We start from the raw sequence: 19,744 nt of genomic DNA, 5'->3' as shown, positions 1-19,744 counted from the left end.
GGTACGAATCCGGCAACCGGTGTTTAATGCCGGTTTCGGGCCGGATCGCCCGACCCCTTTATTACCAGCCATTACAGGCCACAAGCGTTCATGAGCCAGACTACCGCTCCGTTCCTGCCGTTCACCCGCCCCGAGATCGACGAGGAAACCATCCAGGGCGTCGTCGAAGTGCTGCGCTCGGGCTGGATCACCACCGGCCCGCAAAGCCAGAAATTCGAGGCAGCGCTGTCCGAGTACTGCGGTGGCCGTCCGGTCCGCGCGTTCAATTCGGGCACCTGCACGCTCGAGATCGGCCTGCGCATCGCGGGCGTCGGCCCCGGCGACGAGGTGATCACGACGCCGGCGTCGTGGGTGTCGACCAGCAACGTGATCCTCGAGACGGGCGCGACGCCCGTATTCGCAGACATCGACCCCGTCACGCGCAACATCGACCTCGACAAGCTCGAGCAGGCGATCACGCCGCGCACGAAGGCGATCATCCCGGTCTACCTGGCCGGCCTGCCGGTCGACATGGACCGCCTCTACGCAATCGCGCGCGCGCACAACCTGCGCGTGATCGAGGACGCCGCGCAGGCGCTCGGCTCGACCTGGAAAGGCAAGCGCATCGGCGCGATCGGCGACATCGTTTCGTTCAGCTTCCACGCGAACAAGAACCTGACGACGATCGAAGGCGGTGCGCTCGTGCTGAACAACGAGGACGAGGCGACGCTCGCGCAGAAGTACCGGCTGCAGGGCATCACGCGCACCGGCTTCGACGGGATGGACTGCGACGTGCTCGGCGGCAAGTACAACCTGACCGACGTCGCCGCGCGCGTCGGCCTCGGCCAGCTGCCGCACCTCGAGCGCTTCACCGCGCAGCGCCGCGCTCTCGTGCGCGCGTACTTCGCCGCGCTCGACGGCGGCCCGGCCGTGAAGCTCGGGCTCGGGTTGCCCGTCGCCGATTTCGAGAACAGCAACTGGCACATGTTCCAGGTCACGCTGCCGCTCGACCGGCTGTCGATCTCGCGCGCCGATTTCATGGCGCAGATGAAGGAACGCGGGATCGGCACCGGCGTCCACTACCCGGCCATCCATCTTTTCACGCTGTATCGTGCACGCGGCTTCAAGGAGGGCATGTTCCCCCACGCCGAACGATACGGCGCATCGACCGTCACGCTGCCGCTCTTCACGCAGATGACGGAAGACGACGTGCGTCGCGTGGCCGACGCCGTCAACCAGATTTGCGAACAATACGGAAAATAAGCGTACATGAATCACCTTGAAGCACGCGCCGGGCATCCGGGCGCCGCGAACCCGGAGGTATCGGTCATCATCCCCGTGTACAACGAGGAAGACGGCCTGGCCGCGCTGTTCGCGCGCCTGTACCCGGCACTCGACGCACTCGGCACGTCGTACGAAGTGATCCTGATCAACGACGGCAGCCGCGACCGCTCGGCCGCGATGCTGGCGGACCAGTTCCACGTGCGCCCCGACACGACGCGCGTCGTGCTGCTCAACGGCAACTACGGCCAGCACATGGCGATCCTCGCCGGCTTCGCGCAGTCGCGCGGCGATATCGTCATCACGCTCGACGCCGACCTGCAGAACCCGCCCGAGGAAATCGGCAAGCTCATCGCGAAGATGCACGAGGGCTACGACTACGTCGGTTCGATCCGCAAGCAGCGTCAGGACAGCCTGTGGCGGCGCAAGGCATCGCAGATGATGAACCGGCTGCGCGAGCGCATCACGCGGATCAAGATGACCGACCAGGGCTGCATGCTGCGCGCGTACAGCCGCCGCATCATCGACACGATCAACGTGTGCGGCGAAGTCAACACGTTCATCCCCGCGCTGGCCTATACCTTCGCGCAGAACCCGACCGAAATCGAGGTCGCGCACGAAGAACGCTTCGCGGGCGAGTCGAAATACTCGCTGTACAGCCTGATCCGGCTGAACTTCGACCTCGTGACGGGCTTCTCGGTCGTGCCGCTGCAGTGGCTGTCGTTCATCGGCGTGATCCTGTCGCTCGGCTCCGCCGCGCTGTTCGTGCTGCTGCTCGTGCGCCGTTTCATCGTCGGCGCGGAAGTGCAAGGCGTGTTCACGCTGTTCGCGATCACGTTCTTCCTGCTCGGCGTGATCATCTTCGCGCTCGGCCTGCTCGGCGAATACGTCGGCCGCATCTACCAGCAAGTGCGTGCACGGCCACGCTACCTGATCCAGGCCGTGCTCGAACAGCATGACGGCATGCCGGCGGTGCCGGTCGGCACGAACCGCACGGGGGTGTCGCAATGAAGCCGCGCGCCGTCGTCTTCGCCTATCACAACGTCGGCGTGCGGTGCCTGCAGGTGCTGCTCGCGCGCGGCGTCGACGTCGCGCTCGTCGTCACGCACGAGGACAACCCGAACGAGAACATCTGGTTCGGCAGCGTCGCATCCGTCGCCGCCGAGCACGGGATCCCGGTCGTCACGCCGGCCGACCCCGCCGATCCGGCATTGCGCCGCGCGGTAGCCGACGCGCAGCCGGACTTCATCTTCTCGTTCTACTACCGCCACATGCTGCCGGTGGATCTGCTCGCGATCGCGCCACGCGGCGCGTACAACATGCACGGTTCGCTGCTGCCGAAATACCGGGGTCGGGTACCGACCAACTGGGCCGTGCTGAACGGCGAAACGGAAACCGGTGCGACGCTGCACGAGATGGCCGCGAAGCCCGACGCCGGCGCGATCATCGGCCAGACGGCGGTGCCGATCCTGCCGGACGACACGGCCACGCAGGTGTTCGACAAGGTGACGGTGGCCGCCGAGCAGACGCTCTGGCGCGTGCTGCCCGCGCTGCTCGCGGGCGATGCGCCACATCTGCCGAACGATCTCGCGAACGGCAGCTACTTCGGCGGACGCAAGCCGGAGGACGGCCGCGTCGACTGGTCGAAGCCGGCCGCGCAGGTCTACAACCTGGTTCGCGCGGTCGCACCCCCGTATCCGGGCGCGTTCACCGACGTCGGCAGCACGCGGTTCGTGATCGCCCGCGCGCGCCTCGCGGCGCCCGGCAGCGCGGTCGCCGCGGCCGCGGCGGATTTGCCGCCCGGCCTGCACGTAAGCGATAATGCGCTATTCGGCGTCTGCGGCGACAGCCGCGCCCTATCCATTCTCGAGCTGTGGCAGCAGCGCGACGGCAGCGAAACCGTCGTGACGCCCGCGGAATTCGCGCAGTTCATTCATTCTTCCCGTCATTCATGAAAGCAAAAAAAGTCCTGATCCTGGGTGTGAACGGCTTCATCGGCCATCACCTGTCGAAGCGCATTCTTGAAACCACCGATTGGGAAGTGTTCGGCATGGACATGCAGACCGATCGGCTGGGCGACCTCGTCAACCACGAGCGGATGCACTTCTTCGAAGGCGACATCACGATCAACAAGGAGTGGGTCGAGTATCACGTGAAGAAGTGCGACGTGATCCTGCCGCTCGTGGCGATCGCGACGCCCGCGACCTACGTCCAGCAGCCGCTGCGCGTGTTCGAGCTCGACTTCGAGGCGAACCTGCCGATCGTGCGTTCGGCCGTCAAGTACGGCAAGCACCTCGTGTTCCCGTCGACCTCCGAGGTCTACGGCATGTGCTCGGACGAGCAGTTCGACCCGGATGCATCGGCGCTCACCTACGGCCCGATCAACAAGCCGCGCTGGATCTACGCCTGCTCGAAGCAGCTGATGGACCGCGTGATCTGGGGCTATGGAATGGAAGGCCTGAACTTCACGCTGTTCCGTCCGTTCAACTGGATCGGCCCGGGCCTCGACTCGATCTACACGCCGAAGGAAGGCAGCTCGCGCGTCGTCACGCAGTTCCTCGGCCACATCGTGCGCGGCGAGAACATCAGCCTCGTGGACGGCGGCTCGCAGAAGCGCGCGTTCACCGATATCGACGACGGCATCAGCGCGCTGATGAAGATCATCGAGAACAAGAACGGCATCGCGTCGGGCAAGATCTACAACATCGGCAATCCGGAGAACAACTTCTCGGTTCGCGAGCTCGCGCACAAGATGCTCGAACTGGCCGCCGAATACCCGGAATACGCCGGCTCCGCGAAGCAGGTGCAGCTCGTCGAAACGACGTCGGGCGCCTATTACGGCAACGGCTACCAGGACGTGCAGAACCGCGTGCCGAAGATCGACAACACGATGCAGGAGCTCGCATGGGCACCGCAATCGACGTTCGACGATGCGCTGCGCAAGATCTTCGAAGCGTATCGCGGCCATGTCGCCGACGCGCGCGCGCTGGTCGAGCAGCAGAACTGACGGGACGCTCGCTTGGCTCGTATCGTCCTCAAGATCGACGTCGACACGCTGCGCGGCACGCGCGAAGGCGTGCCGAACCTCGCGCGCATCTTCGACCGCTTCAGTGCGCGCGCGACCTTCCTCTTCAGCCTCGGGCCCGATCACACGGGCTGGGCGCTGCGGCGCGTGTTCCGCCCCGGCTTCCTGAAGAAGGTGTCGCGCACGTCGGTGGTCGAGCATTACGGCGTGAAGCAGCTGATGTACGGCGTGCTGCTGCCGGGCCCCGACATCGGCCGCCGCGCGATCGCGGACATGCGCGCGATCCACGAGGCCGGCTTCGAATGCGGGATCCACACGTGGGATCACGTGTACTGGCAAGACAACGTGCGCGTGCGCGATCGCGACTGGACCGCGCGTGAAATGCAGAAGAGCCACGCGCGCTTCGTCGACGTCTTCGGCGCGCCGCCCGTCACGCACGGCGCGGCCGGCTGGCAGATGAACGACGCGGCGTTCGAGCAGATCGACGCATGGGGGATGCGCTACGCATCGGACGGTCGCGGCCATTCGCCGTACCTTCCCGTCGTCGGCGGCCGCACGCTGTCGCACGTGCAGATGCCGACCACGCTGCCGACGCTCGACGAAGTGCTCGGCATCGACGGCATCGACACGCACAACGTCGCCGCGCATATCCTGAAGTTCACGGAGACCAATCCGCACGACCAGGTGTTCACGCTGCATGCGGAACTGGAAGGCCAGAAGCTCGCGCCGGTGTTCGAGCAGTTGCTCGCGGGGTGGCGCGCACAGGGCCATACGTTTGCGACGATGGGCGACTACCACGCGACGCTGGACCGCGACTCGCTGCCATCGTACCCTGTCACGTGGGGCGAGATTCCCGGCCGCTCCGGCGAACTGATCGTCCAGCCCGACTGAGTTCGCGCGCGCCGGCGCCGCCGGCCCTGCCCTCGCGGCGTGCCGCCGCGACGTCCCGCCGTACCGCGCCGCCCGAGCGGCGCCTTTCCATAACAACAGGAGAAACACGTGTCCGTCGAAGTTGACCGCCAAGTTCCCGATTTCACCGCACCGGCTACGGGCGGCGACATTTCGCTGTCCGACCTGAAGGGCAAGAAGCTCGTCCTGTATTTCTATCCGAAAGACAACACGCCGGGCTGCACGACCGAAGGCCTGCAGTTCCGCGATCTCTATCCGAAGTTCAAGAAGGCGGGCGCCGAAGTCATCGGCGTGTCGCGCGACAGCCTGCGCTCTCATGACAACTTCAAGGCAAAGCTCGAACTGCCGTTCCCGTTGATCTCCGATGCCGACGAAGCGCTGTGCACGCTGTTCGATGTCATCAAGATGAAGAAAATGTATGGCAAGGAAGTGCGCGGAATCGAGCGTTCGACGTTCCTGATCGACGCCGACGGCGTGCTTCGCCAGGCATGGCGCGGCATCAAGGTGCCCGGTCACGTGGACGACGTGCTAAGGGCTGTACAAGCGCTTTGAGCCGCGTTATATTGGGCCGCAATGAATGCCAGTTCGCCCCATATTTCTCGTAGCTGCACCGGTGCCCGATGCGATGCTTCCCGGCACCTGACGCGCATTACGACGGTATCAGCCGAGCCGCATGTCCCTGTCGACGGGGCAGCGGCTTTTTTTATGGACTGCGCGCCGGCCCTCGGTCCGGCCCTCACCCCGTCAAGGAGCTGATCGACACTTAGGCGAACCGGCTAGACGAAATTCCTGTGCGCCACCGCGCGCAAACTGCATGCGTGTACGTCACGCAGGATGCGATCAGCGGCGCACTTCATGCGACACGATTCCTCCCGAGGGACACCATGCCTTTGCCTACCCCCCCCAGCAAGCTCGGCAGCCTGCTGCCGCCCGACGAATACAAGGCGAAAGCGCGACCCGCGAAAGCCGCGAAGAAATCCGCCGAAGGGGACGCATCCACTGCCGGTGACTATGGCCCGGCCAGCGTGGCCCAACCGATGACCGAAGCCGCGAACACGGCCGCGCCGCTGCGCGCCGTCGCGTCGTCGGCGCAAGAATCCGCGAGCACACCTGCACGCGGCCGCAGGACCAAACAGACCGCGGCGCTGCTGCAGCCGATCCAGGCGCCGGTCGAAGCAGCACCCGCCGCGCCGGTCGAGGCACGCCACGACAAGCCCGCCGCCGCGAAACCGGCCGCGGCGCCCGCTCGCGATGCCGGCGCCGCGACGAAGTCGCGCAACCGCAAGGCCGCCGAAGCCGAACTGCAGAAGCTGTTCGTGCTCGACACCAACGTGCTGATGCACGATCCGAGCAGCCTCTTCCGCTTCGAGGAACACGACGTCTATCTGCCGATGATGACGCTCGAGGAACTCGACAACCACAAGAAGGGGATGTCGGAAGTCGCGCGCAACGCACGCCAGGTGAGCCGCACGCTCGACGCACTGGTCGCCGACGCGGGCCCGATCACGAACGGCATTCCGCTGTCGCGCCTCGGCAGCCGCGAGGCGCTCGGCCGCCTGTACTTCCAGACGACGCTCACCAACATTCCGCCCGTCGAAGGCCTACCGGCAGGCAAGGCCGACAACCAGATCCTCGGCGTCGTGCGCGCGCTGCAGCGCGACCGGCCGGACCGCCAGGTCGTGCTGGTGTCGAAAGACATCAACATGCGGATCAAGGCGCATGCGCTCGGCCTGCCCGCGGAAGACTACTTCAACGACCAGGTGCTCGAGGACTCGGATCTCCTGTACAACGGCGTGCGCGAACTGCCGCAGGATTTCTGGACCAGGCATGCGAAGGGCATGGAGAGCTGGCAGGACACGAAGACGGGCACCACGTACTACCGCGTGACGGGCCCGCTCGTCGCGTCGATGCTCGTCAACGAGTTCGTCTATCTCGAACCGCAGAACGGCGAACCGACGTTCCATGCGATCGTCCGTGAGCTGAACGGGAAGACGGCGCTGCTGCAGACGCTGCGCGACTACAGCCACCACAAGAACAACGTGTGGGGCATCACCGCGCGCAACCGCGAGCAGAACTTCGCGCTGAACCTGCTGATGAACCCCGAGATCGACTTCGTCACGCTGCTCGGCCAGGCCGGCACCGGCAAGACGCTCGTCGCGCTCGCGGCCGGCCTCGCGCAGGTGCTCGACGACAAGCGCTACAACGAGATCATCGTGACGCGCGCGACCGTGCCTGTCGGCGAGGACATCGGTTTCCTGCCCGGTACCGAGGAAGAGAAGATGCAGCCGTGGATGGGCGCATTCGACGACAACCTCGAAGTGCTGCAGAAGACCGACGACGCAGCCGGCGAATGGGGCCGCGCGGCGACGCAGGAGCTGATCCGTTCGCGCCTGAAGGTGAAGAGCATGAACTTCATGCGCGGCCGCACGTTCGTCGACAAATACCTGATCATCGACGAAGCGCAGAACCTCACGCCGAAACAGATGAAGACGCTCGTCACGCGCGCGGGCCCCGGCACGAAGATCGTGTGCCTCGGCAACATCGCACAGATCGACACGCCTTACCTGACCGAAGGCAGCTCGGGCCTGACCTACGTCGTCGACCGCTTCAAGGGTTGGGGGCACAGCGGCCACGTGACACTCGCGCGCGGCGAACGCTCGCGGCTCGCCGACTACGCGTCGGACATCCTGTAACGCGCGACCGGCTGCCCGCCGGCCGTCGACGCCATGCGGCGCTCCGTTTCCGGAGCGCCGTTTTTATTTTTGGGGTCGGAAACGTTGGGCATGATTCGTTACGAAACGGCCTCACTTACGCGCGAAACTTCAAGTAAATTCTCAGGAATGGTTGCCTAAGCCCCGCCGGAACGTCTACCATCGGGTCTGTCTGTTGTCATACGATTGGCGAGCGCCCTGCGCTCGTCCGCCATGTCATGCTTCGAATCTGGGTTCCCGTCGCCGTCGCTTCACTGCTCGCGGCCTGCTCCAGCGTGCCGCAGCAGTCGGCTTCGCGCGCCTCGGGCATGAGGATCACGACGCCGCGCGCGTTCCCGGCGCCTGCCAATTTCCCGAAATTCGTCGACCACAGCGTCGGCCAGGAAGAGATCTCGATCCAGGCGATGAGCCTCGTCGGCGTGCCGTACCGCTGGGGCGGCAACACGCCGACGAGCGGCTTCGACTGCAGCGGGCTCGTGCGGTACGTGATCGGCCGCGCGGCCGACGTGAACCTGCCGCGCACGACCGCCGACATGAGCAGCCGCGGCGTGTCGATCGACCCCGAACAGGTCGCGCCGGGCGACCTGATCTTCTTCAATACGACCGGACGCCCGCATTCGCACGTCGGCATCTACGTCGGCAAGCTGCGCTTTGTCAACGCGCCGTCGACCGGCGGCACCGTGCGGCTCGACTACCTGACGAACCCGTACTGGGCCAAGCGCTTCGACGGCATTCGCCGTGTCGCGCCGCCGCGCGGTACGCCAGCACCGTTCGATGCGCCGACCTACGAGGCACGGCGCGATGCGCCGACGGCCGCACCGGCCCCGGTCGTCGCAGCCGCCGCGCCGCGGCAGCCGACCTACGCTTCGTCACAAGCCGGCGCAACACCGTCGCCGGCTCCGGTCATGCTGGCGGCACCGGTCGTATCGACCGCAGCGGTCTCCCCGGCAGCCGCCCCGTCCGTCGATCCTTACGAACCGCCGCCGCCGCGCATGCCGGCAGCCCAGCAGCAGGCGGCATCCGCGAATGGCGACATGACCGCGATGACGGCGAACGCAGTCCCGACGGAGACCGGCACGCAGATTCCGACGACGGCACTGACGGCCGCCCAGGCTGCCGCGTTCGATACGGAGCCGCCGCCTGCGGCCGCCGCGCCGTCGCCGCGCGACATCGAGCCCGTGCAGGTGCTGCGTGCTTCGACGCAATCCGCGCCGCGCGGCCCGCGCACCGGCACCGCGGACGATCCGATCGCCCGCTTCGCGAACGGCAGTTACTGACCCGTCCCATCCCGGCGGCAACCCCGCCAGTCCCGCCCCTTTCCCGACCACCAAAGAAAATGCGCCGCAACCTTTCGGTTTGCGGCGCATGTCGCGTCGTCCGGCAGCGTCGGAATCAGAAGATCTGATGCCCGATCCACCATCCGCCCGCGGCGATCAGCGCAGACGCCGGAATCGTCAGCACCCAGGCCCACACGATGTTGCCGGCAACGCCCCAACGCACGGCCGACAGCTTCTGCGTCGCGCCGACGCCGACAATCGCACCGGTAATCGTGTGCGTGGTCGACACCGGAATGCCGAGGAACGACGCGATGAACAGCGTGATCGCCCCGCCGCTTTCGGCACAGAAACCGCCGACCGGCTTGAGCTTCGTGATCTTCTGGCCCATCGTGCGGACGATGCGCCAGCCGCCGAACAGCGTGCCGAGACCCATCGACAGGTAGCACGCGCCGATCACCCACGCGGGCGGTGCATCGGAGGTCGCCGACGCATAGCCCGACGCGATCAGCAGCATCCAGATGATGCCGATCGTCTTCTGCGCGTCGTTGCCGCCGTGGCCCAGGCTGTACAGACCGGCCGACAGCAGCTGGAGCCGGCGGAAGCGCCGGTCGACCTTGCTGGGCGCGGTGCGGAAGTACAGCCACGACACGCCGAGCATGAACAGCGAACCGAGGATGAAGCCGAGCAGCGGCGAGATGAAGATGAACGCGACGGTCTTCATCAGGCCGTCGATGTTCAGCGAGCTCCAGCCCGACTTCGCGAGCGCCGAGCCGACGAGGCCGCCGATCAGCGCGTGCGACGAGCTCGACGGAATCCCGTAATACCACGTGATCACGTTCCAGCCGATCGCACCGACCAGCGCACCGAACACGACATAGTGGTCGACGATCTCGGGGTCGATCGTGCCTTTACCGACCGTCTGCGCAACTTTCAGGTGGAAGATGAAATACGCGATGACGTTGAACGCGGCTGCGAACACCACGGCTTGCTGGGGTTTCAGCACCCCGGTCGACACGACGGTGGCGATCGAGTTCGCCGCGTCGTGGAAGCCATTCATGAAGTCGAATACGAGCGCGACGAGTACGAGCGTCGCGACCATCCATAGGGCGAGTTGTATCGAATGCATCGTGGTCCGCTCAGGCGTTTTCCAACACGATGCCTTCGATGATGTTCGCGACGTCCTCGCACTTGTCGGTGATCTCCTCGAGCAACTCGTAGATCGCCTTCAGCTTGATGAGCGTCTTCACGTCGTCTTCCTCGCGGAACAGCTTCGACATCGCCGCGCGCAGCACGCGATCGGCTTCCGACTCCCAGCGGTCGATCTCCTCGCACTGCTTGAGGATCTGCGCCGACTGCTTCATGTCCGACAGCAATCCGACGGCCTGCTGCACGTGCTGGGCCGATTGCGTGACGATGTGCGCGAGCTGGCTCGCCTCGGACGTGACGGACTGCACGTCGTACAGCGACACGGCCGTCGCGACGTCTTCCATCAGGTCGAGGATGTCGTCCATCGTCGTGATCAGCTTGTGGATCTCGTCGCGATCGAGCGGCGTGATGAAGGTCTTGTGCAGCAGATCGATCGCTTCATGCGTCAGCTTGTCAGCGGCCTTCTCGGCGGTCTGCACGTTTTGCTTGTGAATCTCGGCGTCGGCGAGATTGTCGATCAGCAGTTCGAGCTCGCGGCCACCGGAAACGATGTGCTTCGCGTGCGCGTTGAAGAGTTCAAAGAACTTGCCCTCGGTGGGCATGAATCGACCGAACATGGGATTCCTGAGAGATTGTCAAACGACTGTCACGAAAACGGGCGATATTGTACCGTTTTCGGTTGCGACGCGACGCGCGCATCTGCGCGCACCGGGATTGGATACAACGCTTGGTGAAATAACGGTTTACATCTGGCGAAGAAGTGTTACTCGCCGTAGAAGGTCTGCGCTCCCGCAAAGTTGTCGAACTTCGTGTATTGACCCAGGAACGTGAGCCGAACGGGCCCGATCGGACCGTTACGCTGCTTGCCGATGATGATTTCGGCCGTGCCCTTGTCCGGGCTGTCCGGGTTGTAGACCTCGTCACGATAGATGAACAGGATCACGTCCGCGTCTTGTTCGATTGCGCCCGATTCACGCAAATCGGACATCACCGGACGCTTGTTCGGACGCTGCTCCAGCCCGCGGTTCAGCTGCGACAGCGCGATCACCGGCACGTCCAGTTCCTTGGCCAGACTCTTCAGCGATCGCGAGATTTCCGAGATTTCGGTCGCGCGGTTCTCGCCCTGCGACGAGCCCGACATCAGCTGCAGGTAGTCGACGATGATCAGGCCGAGCTTGCCGCACTGGCGGGCCAGACGCCGCGCGCGCGAGCGCAATTCCATCGGGTTCAGGCCGCCTGTCTCGTCGATGAAGAGCTGCGCCTCGCTCATCTTCTGCACCGCGTGCGTCAGCTTCGGCCAGTCCTCGTCCGTCAGCCGGCCGGTACGCATCCGATGCTGGTCGAGGCGGCCGATCGAGCCGAGCATACGCATCACGAGCTGGGTGCCCGGCATTTCCATCGAAAACACCGCCACCGGCAGCCCGTACTCGACCGCGACGTATTCGCCGATGTTCATCGAAAATGCGGTCTTACCCATCGACGGCCGACCCGCGACGATGATCAGTTCGCCGCCATGCATCCCGGACGTCATCCGGTCGAGGTCGACGAAGCCCGTCGGCGTGCCCGTGACGTCGCTCGGGTTCGCGGTGTGATACAGCGTGTCGATGCGCTCGACGACCTGCGTGAGCAGCGGACCGATCTCGAGGAAGCCCTGGTTGCCGCGCGCGCCTTCTTCGGCGATCGAGAACACCTTCGACTCGGCCTCGTCGAGCAGCTGGCGAACTTCCTTGCCCTGCGGATTGAACGCGTCGGCCGAGATTTCGTCGGCGACCGACACGAGCCGGCGCAGCACCGCGCGGTCACGCACGATTTCCGCGTAGCGGCGGATGTTCGCGGCGCTCGGCGTATTCTGCGCGAGTGCGTTCAGGTAGGCGAGGCCGCCGACGTCGTCGGCCTTGCCGGACGTGGTCAGCGCTTCGTACACGGTCACGACGTCGGCCGGGCGCGTCGACGCGATCAGCCGGCCGATGTGCTCGTAGATGATCCGATGGTCGTAGCGATAAAAGTCGCCCTGCGACAGGAAGTCGGCAATCCGGTCCCATGCCGCGTTGTCGAGCAACAGGCCGCCGAGCACCGACTGCTCGGCTTCGACCGAATGTGGCGGGACTTTCAGCGATTCGATTTGAGGATCTTGCGGCGCGTTCATGGGTTGGGATTATCGCGAATTGATCGCGGCAGCGCTACCGCTCCGGCGATCGGACAATAAAAAAGGCAGGCCCCGGTTGCCCGGGCGCCTGCCCTTGTCCGGTCGACGGAAGCCGCCCGGAAAGCCTGCGTACGCTTACGCGTGGTCGCCGATCACGTTGATCGTGACGTCGACGATGACGTCCGTGTGCAGCGCGATCTGAACGACGTGCTCGCCGATCATCTTCAGCGGGCCTTCCGGCATGCGAACTTGCAGCTTCTCGACTTCGAAACCTGCCTTCTTCAGCAGTTCCGCGACGTCGCCGTTCGTGACCGAGCCGAACAGACGGCCGTCAACGCCCGACTTCTGCGTGATTTCGAACGACTGGCCGTTCAGCTTCTCGCCGACTGCCTGCGATGCCGCCAGCTTTTCAGCGGCGATCTTTTCGAGTTCAGCGCGGCGAACTTCGAATTCGGCGATCGCTTCCTTCGTTGCACGGCGAGCCTTGCGGTTCGGGATCAGGAAGTTGCGAGCGTAACCGTCCTTGACCTTGACGATATCGCCGAGGTTGCCCAGATTGGCGACTTTTTCCAACAGAATGATTTGCATTCGAATTCTCCTTATTGCGTCGCCTGATTACGCCTTGTGCTGATCGGTGTACGGCAGCAGCGCGAGGAAACGCGCACGCTTGATTGCCGTGTCCAGCTGACGCTGATAGTGCGCCTTCGTACCCGTCAGACGAGCCGGCGTGATCTTGCCGTTTTCGCCGATGAAGTCCTTCAGCGTTTCCGTGTCCTTGTAGTCGATCTGCTCGACGCCGGCAGCCGTGAAACGGCAGAACTTCTTGCGCTTGAAGAGCGGGTTTTGTTGCTGACGACGCTTGTCGAATTTCTTACCAGTCGGGCGGGCCATGATTTCAGTCCTTTCCTATGTCCTGCAATGCAGTGATGTGAAACACCAAGGTTCTCGCGTTGCGGCTTTTCTTTGCCAGGAAGCCCGTGAACAGCGTCTCGACGCCCATTTCACGGCTTTCCAGCTTGCCGCTCGCCTCACCGGCCGCCACCGCCTCGATCGTCATTTCGACCTGACGGGGAATGCCTGCTTCAACGACTTCCGTGCGGTGATGCAACGTGGCGCTTGCGATCGGAACACCTGCCGGCGTATATCGCACCGGTGCGCGTTCGACGACGCTCGCCGTCAATTGCAACCTGTTCACGTGAGTGGCGCGCTCCTTGATGGCTTAATGAGTGACGAACTTAAGCCTGCGCTTCGGTCGGCTGAGCTGCAGCCGCCTTCTTGGCTTCTTCGCGCTGAACTTCCTTCATCATCGGCGACGGGCCGGTCTCGGCCTTCTTCATCTTGACGATGAGGTGACGCAGCACGGCGTCGTTGAACTTGAACGCGTGTTCGAGTTCGTCGAGCGTCGTCTGGTCGCACTCGATGTTCATGCAGACGTAGTGAGCCTTCGCGAGTTTCTCGATCATGTAGGCCAGCTGGCGACGGCCCCAGTCTTCGACACGGTGGATTTGGCCGCCGTGCGTCGTGATCGTGGTCTTGTAACGCTCGATCATCGCGGGCACTTGCTCGCTCTGATCGGGGTGCACGATGAATACGATTTCGTAATGACGCATTACACACTCCTTGTGGATTGAAGCCACCCGGGCGTCTGAACCGGTGTGGCAAGTGAGAAGCCGAAGATTCTAACCCGGATACAGGGAGCATGCAACACCGATCGATGATTTCCGACCGGATTCGGCCATGTTTTCAAAGACTTGAACGGTGCCGACAATTCAAAAGGCTGTCGGTGCGCCAGCTCAGGAATCGGGGACGGAGCGTCGCGCGCAGGAAGACGGGCCGGTGGCGCGACCTGCCGTCACTCGCTGCGCGCCCCGCCCAGCCGCGCGTCGAGCGCCGTCCTGAACTCGGCCAGCGCCGACGGCTCGGCGTCCGTCACGGCCCACCACGTCATCCCGGCCGCATCCCAGCGGTCGAGCGCGTAACCCTGCGACACGGTCGCGTACGGCGCACCCTGCCGCCCAACGCCGACCGGCCACACGTACACGTCGATCACGTGCTGCCGGTACCGGTAGACGAGCACTGCGACGCGGCGCCGCCCGACGTAGTCGAGCCGGCCGCCGGCCAGCGGGAAACCGCTCGCCGACAGGTCCTCGACCGGCGGCGCAAAGTCGAGTCGGCCGTTGAACCACGGCTTGACCGTATGCCGGTCGGTCGAGATCACGTCGATGTCGCGCGCCGACAGGCCGGCTCGCACGTGGCTCGCGACCAGTTCGTCGACCGTCTGGCCGGTTTCGGCGTGGCGCGCGGACACCACCATTCCGGCGGCCGCGGCCAGCGCGATCACCAGCGCCACGCCCCACCCAAGCCCGGGCAGCGCCGGGACACGCGGCCCCGGCCCGGCAGGCACCGGGCGAGCCGGCTCGCCGCGCCCGGTCGGCCACGAGAACCAGCGGCGACCGTTCGGTCGAGGTCGCGGCCGCGCCGCTGCGTCAGGCTCCGATTCCGCGCGGGCTTGCCTGCGCGCCCCCGCGCCGCCCGCCGCCGGTAGCCCCGCGAGGATGCTCGCCCGCAGCGCGTCCGGCGCGCGATGATAGTCGGCCTGCCGCACGATCCGCCCCAGCGCGACGATTCGTTCGCGTTCGCGGCGGCACGCGTCGCACCCTTCGACATGCCGCTGGATGCGCAATGCATCGGGCGCCGACAGCTCGCGGTCGACGTCCGCGTCCAGCAACGCTCGCGCTTCGTTACAGTCCATCGATCGCCTCCGATGCGGTTCCGCTTGCCGACGCACGTCCCGGCGCGGGTTTGGACGTCGACGCCGGCGCCGCCGCGTCGCCCAGCAGCGCGACGAGCCTGCGCCGGCCGCGTGCAAGCCGCGACATCACGGTGCCGACGGGCACGTCGGCGATCGCCGCGATCTCGCGGTAACTCAAATCCTCCATCTCGCGCAATACCAGCACCTCGCGATATTCGGGCGGCAGCTTCGCGAGCGCCGCGTTCACCAGCCGCACGTTTTCGCCGCGCAGCAACTGCGCGAGCGGATCCTCGGTCGCCGGCTGCCAGTCGTCGGGCACTTCCGTGTCGTCGAGCGTGTCGGGCAATGCAACCTCGTGCGCGTGGGTGCGGCGGCGCCACTCGGTGTACCAGGTGTGGCGCACGATCGTCAGCAGCCAAGGTCGCGCGTTGTCGCCACGGCACGAGTCGACGAAGCGCAGCGCGCGCATGCACGCGTCCTGGACGACGTCGTCCGCGTCGCCCGCATTGCCGCTCAGCCAGCGCGCGAGGTTGTACGCAGCGTCGAGGTGCGGCAACACGAGCGCGCGAAACCGCTCGCCACGCGCGACCGCGTCGTCCTCCGTCCGTTCGTCGACCGCCTGTCCGGCTTGCCCCACATGGCCTCCCTGGTCCCGGCGGCGGAAGCCGCGCCCGTTCCGCGCCCGGTGCCCGGACAGACCGGCAGCGTGCGCACTCGATGACCTTACCGCCGCTGCGTCGAGTTTATTCCCGCATGAAGCCGATGATGCGCAAAAAAATGCCGGAACCTGCCGCGCCCGTTACGGCGTGCTGCTCCAGTAGCCGGGGCGCGCATACGCTTCGCGCAGGTAGTCGATGAAGTAGCGCACGCGCGCGGGCACGTAGCGCTGCTGCGGATAGACCGCGAGGATGTCGTAGTCGGGCAGCGCATATTCGTCGAGCACCGTCTCGAGTTCGCCCGTCTCGAGCTGTGCGGCGATTTCCCAGGTCGAGCGCCAGCCGAGCCCGAGGCTTTCCGCTACCCAGCGATGCAGCAGCTCGCCGTCGTTGCAGTCGAGATTGCCGGCCACCCGCATCGTCACGATCTTGCCGTGGCGCTGGAAATACCAGCCGCGGTTCTGCCCCCCCTGCAGGTTGAACGCGAGACAGTTGTGCCTGAGCAGGTCGTCGAGCGACTTCGGCCGGCCGTGGCGGCGGAAATAGTCAGGCGTGCCGCACACGACGCGCCGGTTCGACGCGAGCTTTACCGCGACGAAGTTCGGGTCGACCGAGCCACCGATCCGGATCGACAGGTCGTAGCCTTCGCGCACGAGATCGACGACACGATCGGTCAAGTTGAACGACAGCTGCATTTCCGGCTTGTCGGCGAGGAAACCGGGCGCGTGCGGCGCCACGTGCTTGCGGCCGAACGCGGCTGGCGCGGACACGATCAGGTGCCCGCTGACCGCGCGGCGGCCGGCGGCCAGTTCGTTCTCGGCCTGGTCCCATTCGGACAACAGCCCGCGGCAACGCTCGAGGAACGCGGCGCCCTCCTCGCTGACCACCAGCCGCCGCGTCGAGCGGTACATCAGCTTCACGCCGAGGCGCTTCTCCAGCGCGTCGATGCGCCGCCCCAGCACCACCGGCGACACGCCCTCCTCGAGCGCGGCCGCCGCGAGGCTGCCCGCGTCCGCGACTCGCACGAACGTCTCGATCTGCTTGAAACGATCCATCTCCCGTCTCCATCCCGGCGCCGACACCGGCGGGGAAACCCCGTCCGGCCGTCATTCCATACTTTTAGTTTCGAAATAAACGACTTCGGCTGATCTTATCAAACCTTTCTTGCATCCCTAAAGTGTTCCCAACAGACCGATTCGCAAGATCCGCACATTCAAGGAGACATTCATGGCCAAGATGAGAGCCGTCGACGCAGCCGTACTCGTGCTCGAAAAGGAAGGCATCCAGACCGCGTTCGGCGTGCCGGGCGCAGCAATCAACCCGTTCTATTCCGCGATGCGCAAGTCGGGCGGCATCAGCCATGTGCTGGCCCGCCACGTCGAAGGTGCGTCGCACATGGCCGAAGGCTTCACGCGCGCCGCGCCGGGCAACATCGGCGTGTGCATCGGCACGTCGGGCCCCGCCGGCACCGACATGATCACCGGCCTGTACTCCGCGTCGGCCGACTCGATTCCGATCCTCGCGATCACGGGCCAGGCACCGCGTGCGCGCCTGTACAAGGAAGACTTCCAGGCCGTCGACATCGAGTCGATCGCGAAGCCCGTCACCAAGTGGGCCGTCACGGTGCGCGAGCCGGCGCTGGTGCCGCGCGTGTTCCAGCAGGCGTTCCATCTGATGCGCTCGGGCCGCCCGGGCCCGGTGCTGGTCGATCTGCCGATCGACGTGCAGCTCGCCGAGATCGAATTCGACATCGACACGTATGAACCGCTGCCGGTCTACAAGCCCGCGGCAACCCGCACGCAGATCGAGAAGGCGCTCGCGATGCTCAACGACGCGGACAAGCCGCTGATCGTGTCGGGCGGCGGCGTGCTCAACGCGGCGGCCGAAGACCTGCTCGTCCAGTTCGCCGAAACGATCGGCGTGCCCGTGATCCCGACGCTGATGTCGTGGGGCGCGATTGCCGACGACCACCCGCTGATGGCCGGCATGGTCGGCCTGCAGACGTCGCACCGCTACGGCAACGCGACGATGCTCGCGTCCGACTTCGTGCTCGGCATCGGCAACCGCTGGGCGAACCGCCACACGGGCAGCGTCGAGGTCTATACGAAGGGCCGCAAGTTCGTGCACGTCGACATCGAGCCGACCCAGATCGGCCGCGTGTTCGGCCCGGATCTCGGCATCGTGTCGGACGCGAAGGCCGCGCTGGAACTGTTCGTCGCCGTCGCGCAGGAATGGAAGGCCGCCGGCAAGCTGAAGGATCGCAGCGCATGGGTGTCCGAGTGCCAGGAACGCAAGCGCACGCTGCAGCGCAAGACCCACTTCGACAACGTGCCGGTCAAGCCGCAACGCGTGTACGAAGAGATGAACAAGGTGTTCGGCCGCGACACGTGCTACGTCAGCACGATCGGCCTGTCGCAGATCGCCGCCGCGCAGTTCCTGCATGTGTTCAAGGCGCGCAACTGGATCAACTGCGGCCAGGCCGGCCCGCTCGGCTGGACGATCCCCGCCGCGCTCGGCGTGCGTGCGGCCGACCCGCGCCGTCCGATCGTCGCACTGTCCGGCGACTACGACTTCCAGTTCATGATCGAGGAACTGGCCGCCGGCGCGCAATTCAAGCTGCCGTACGTGCACGTCGTCGTGAACAACTCGTACCTCGGCCTGATCCGCCAGGCGCAGCGTGCGTTCGACATGGACTACTGCGTGCAGCTCGCGTTCGACAACGTCAACGCACCGGAGCTGAACGGCTACGGCGTCGACCACGTGGCGGTCGCGGAAGGCCTCGGCTGCAAGGCGCTGCGCGTGTTCAAGCCGGAAGAGATCGAGCCGGCGCTGCGTCAGGCGCAAACGCTCGCGGAAGAATTCAGCGTGCCGGTCGTCGTCGAAGTGATCCTCGAGCGCGTGACGAACATCTCGATGGGCACCGAAATCGACGCGATCAACGAGTTCGAGGAACTTGCCGAGAAGGCCGAACACGCGCCGACCGCGATCTCGATGCTCGACTGACCCGCACGACATTTTTTGACTGACCGACCGAAGAGGCTTAGCTCATGCCGAAGTTTGCTGCAAACCTGACCATGCTGTTCAACGAAGTGCCGTTCCTCGACCGCTTCAAGGCGGCCGCCGACGCAGGCTTCGACGCCGTCGAGTTCCTGTTCCCGTATCCGTACGCGAAAGAGGAACTCGCCGAGCGGCTCGAGACGCATCGCCTGCGCCTCGTGCTGCACAACCTGCCCGCGGGCAACTGGGATCAGGGCGAGCGCGGCATCGCGTGCCTGCCCGATCGCGTCGGCGAGTTCCAGGAAGGGGTCGGACGTGCCATCGAGTACGCGAAGGCGCTGAAGGTGCCGCAGCTGAACTGCCTCGTCGGCATCCCGTCGGCGAGCACGGCGCGCGACAAGACGTTCGTCACGATCGTCGACAACCTGCGCTTCGCCGCCGACGCGCTCAAGCGCGAAGGCATCCGCCTGCTCGTCGAGCCGTGCAACAGCTTCGATATCCCGGGCTTCGCGCTGAACCGCTCGTCCGAAGGGCTCGACGTGATCCGCGCGGTCGGCTCGGACAACCTGTTCCTGCAGTACGACATCTATCACATGCAACGCATGGAAGGCGAACTGGCCGCGACGATCGAACGCAACCTCGCATCGATCGGCCACGTCCAGCTCGCGGACAACCCGGGCCGCAACGAGCCGGGTACGGGCGAGATCAATTACGCGTTCCTGTTCGCGCTGCTTGACCGGCTCGGCTACGCCGGCTACGTCGGCTGCGAATACAAGCCCCGCACCACCACGACGGAAGGCCTCGGCTGGCTGCAAAGCGTCGCCGGCTGCGCATCGGGCTCGGCGCGTCGCGCAGCCTGAGGCCC

General features: G+C 65.5%; 20 protein-coding genes. 10 read left to right on the top strand and 10 right to left on the bottom strand.

Annotated features, from left to right (window positions below; translation table 11 throughout):
* The first annotated feature begins 90 nt into the window (after positions 1 to 90).
* The 8 genes from WS66_RS20135 (at position 91) to WS66_RS20095 (ending at position 9,182) form a co-directional block, all read left to right on the top strand.
* Positions 91 to 1,242: a DegT/DnrJ/EryC1/StrS family aminotransferase gene (locus tag WS66_RS20135; RefSeq protein ID WP_059604275.1), complete on the top strand. Its 1,152-nt coding sequence runs from the start codon at positions 91 to 93 to the stop codon at positions 1,240 to 1,242.
* A 6-nt stretch (positions 1,243 to 1,248) separates the two neighbouring features.
* A complete protein-coding gene (locus tag WS66_RS20130; protein WP_059604272.1) occupies positions 1,249 to 2,271 on the top strand; it encodes a glycosyltransferase in 1,023 nt (340 codons plus the stop codon).
* Complete coding sequence (locus WS66_RS20125; protein WP_059604269.1) at positions 2,268 to 3,215, top strand: formyltransferase; 948 nt, start codon at positions 2,268 to 2,270, stop codon at positions 3,213 to 3,215. The genes WS66_RS20130 and WS66_RS20125 overlap by 4 nt, the downstream gene beginning before the upstream one ends.
* Positions 3,212 to 4,267 (top strand): bifunctional UDP-4-keto-pentose/UDP-xylose synthase, encoded by a 1,056-nt coding sequence (locus tag WS66_RS20120; RefSeq protein ID WP_059604266.1) that lies wholly within the window; start codon positions 3,212 to 3,214, stop codon positions 4,265 to 4,267. Before WS66_RS20125 ends, WS66_RS20120 begins: the two co-directional genes overlap by 4 nt.
* A gap of 12 nt (positions 4,268 to 4,279) precedes the next feature.
* Entirely contained in the window at positions 4,280 to 5,176 is an 897-nt protein-coding gene (locus WS66_RS20115; protein ID WP_059529808.1) for a polysaccharide deacetylase family protein, read from the top strand.
* A gap of 108 nt (positions 5,177 to 5,284) precedes the next feature.
* Positions 5,285 to 5,746 carry a peroxiredoxin gene (locus WS66_RS20110; RefSeq protein ID WP_059604264.1) on the top strand — a complete coding sequence of 154 codons (462 nt, stop codon included), beginning with the start codon at positions 5,285 to 5,287 and terminating at the stop codon, positions 5,744 to 5,746.
* Positions 5,747 to 6,078: 332 nt separating this feature from the next.
* Entirely contained in the window at positions 6,079 to 7,887 is a 1,809-nt protein-coding gene (locus WS66_RS20100) for a PhoH family protein (protein ID WP_059604261.1), read from the top strand.
* A 236-nt stretch (positions 7,888 to 8,123) separates the two neighbouring features.
* Positions 8,124 to 9,182, top strand: a complete 1,059-nt coding sequence (locus WS66_RS20095; RefSeq protein WP_059604258.1) for a C40 family peptidase — start codon at positions 8,124 to 8,126, stop codon at positions 9,180 to 9,182.
* A gap of 115 nt (positions 9,183 to 9,297) precedes the next feature.
* On the opposite strand, the gene WS66_RS20090 is transcribed toward WS66_RS20095, so the two are convergent.
* From WS66_RS20090 to WS66_RS20045, 10 genes are all read right to left on the bottom strand, one after another.
* Complete coding sequence (locus tag WS66_RS20090) at positions 9,298 to 10,308, bottom strand: inorganic phosphate transporter (protein ID WP_059604254.1); 1,011 nt, start codon at positions 10,306 to 10,308, stop codon at positions 9,298 to 9,300.
* 10 nt (positions 10,309 to 10,318) lie between these two features.
* The gene (locus WS66_RS20085; RefSeq protein ID WP_044847234.1) at positions 10,319 to 10,945 is read right to left on the bottom strand and encodes a DUF47 domain-containing protein; all 627 of its coding nucleotides are present in this window, start codon (positions 10,943 to 10,945) and stop codon (positions 10,319 to 10,321) included.
* A gap of 146 nt (positions 10,946 to 11,091) precedes the next feature.
* The gene (locus tag WS66_RS20080; protein ID WP_006486249.1) at positions 11,092 to 12,474 is read right to left on the bottom strand and encodes a replicative DNA helicase; all 1,383 of its coding nucleotides are present in this window, start codon (positions 12,472 to 12,474) and stop codon (positions 11,092 to 11,094) included.
* Positions 12,475 to 12,609: 135 nt separating this feature from the next.
* A complete protein-coding gene (gene rplI, locus WS66_RS20075) occupies positions 12,610 to 13,062 on the bottom strand; it encodes a 50S ribosomal protein L9 (RefSeq protein WP_059604251.1) in 453 nt (150 codons plus the stop codon).
* Between the two features lie 27 nt (positions 13,063 to 13,089).
* Positions 13,090 to 13,365 (bottom strand): 30S ribosomal protein S18, encoded by a 276-nt coding sequence (gene rpsR, locus WS66_RS20070; protein ID WP_004193360.1) that lies wholly within the window; start codon positions 13,363 to 13,365, stop codon positions 13,090 to 13,092.
* A 4-nt stretch (positions 13,366 to 13,369) separates the two neighbouring features.
* The gene (gene priB / locus WS66_RS20065; RefSeq protein ID WP_006486250.1) at positions 13,370 to 13,669 is read right to left on the bottom strand and encodes a primosomal replication protein N; all 300 of its coding nucleotides are present in this window, start codon (positions 13,667 to 13,669) and stop codon (positions 13,370 to 13,372) included.
* A gap of 40 nt (positions 13,670 to 13,709) precedes the next feature.
* Complete coding sequence (gene rpsF, locus WS66_RS20060; RefSeq protein ID WP_006755436.1) at positions 13,710 to 14,084, bottom strand: 30S ribosomal protein S6; 375 nt, start codon at positions 14,082 to 14,084, stop codon at positions 13,710 to 13,712.
* A gap of 242 nt (positions 14,085 to 14,326) precedes the next feature.
* Positions 14,327 to 15,226 (bottom strand): anti-sigma factor family protein, encoded by a 900-nt coding sequence (locus WS66_RS20055; protein ID WP_059604248.1) that lies wholly within the window; start codon positions 15,224 to 15,226, stop codon positions 14,327 to 14,329.
* Positions 15,216 to 15,863, bottom strand: coding sequence for an RNA polymerase sigma factor (locus WS66_RS20050; protein WP_059604245.1), 648 nt, complete (start codon positions 15,861 to 15,863; stop codon positions 15,216 to 15,218). Before WS66_RS20050 ends, WS66_RS20055 begins: the two co-directional genes overlap by 11 nt.
* A 162-nt stretch (positions 15,864 to 16,025) precedes the next feature.
* A complete protein-coding gene (locus WS66_RS20045; protein WP_059604243.1) occupies positions 16,026 to 16,937 on the bottom strand; it encodes a LysR family transcriptional regulator in 912 nt (303 codons plus the stop codon).
* Between the two features lie 172 nt (positions 16,938 to 17,109).
* On the opposite strand from WS66_RS20045, the gene gcl reads away from it, so the two are divergent.
* Together gcl and hyi are read left to right on the top strand one after the other, a co-directional pair.
* Positions 17,110 to 18,885 (top strand): glyoxylate carboligase, encoded by a 1,776-nt coding sequence (gcl, locus tag WS66_RS20040; protein WP_059604240.1) that lies wholly within the window; start codon positions 17,110 to 17,112, stop codon positions 18,883 to 18,885.
* Positions 18,886 to 18,929: 44 nt separating this feature from the next.
* Positions 18,930 to 19,739 (top strand): hydroxypyruvate isomerase, encoded by an 810-nt coding sequence (gene hyi / locus WS66_RS20035; RefSeq protein ID WP_059604237.1) that lies wholly within the window; start codon positions 18,930 to 18,932, stop codon positions 19,737 to 19,739.
* Positions 19,740 to 19,744: the final 5 nt, after the last annotated feature.

Origin of the sequence: Burkholderia sp. LA-2-3-30-S1-D2, assembly GCF_001523915.2 — a bacterium.
Taxonomy (GTDB): domain Bacteria; phylum Pseudomonadota; class Gammaproteobacteria; order Burkholderiales; family Burkholderiaceae; genus Burkholderia; species Burkholderia diffusa.
The sequence above is the reverse complement of the archived record's forward strand: the minus strand, read 5'-3'. Positions and strand labels throughout refer to the sequence as shown.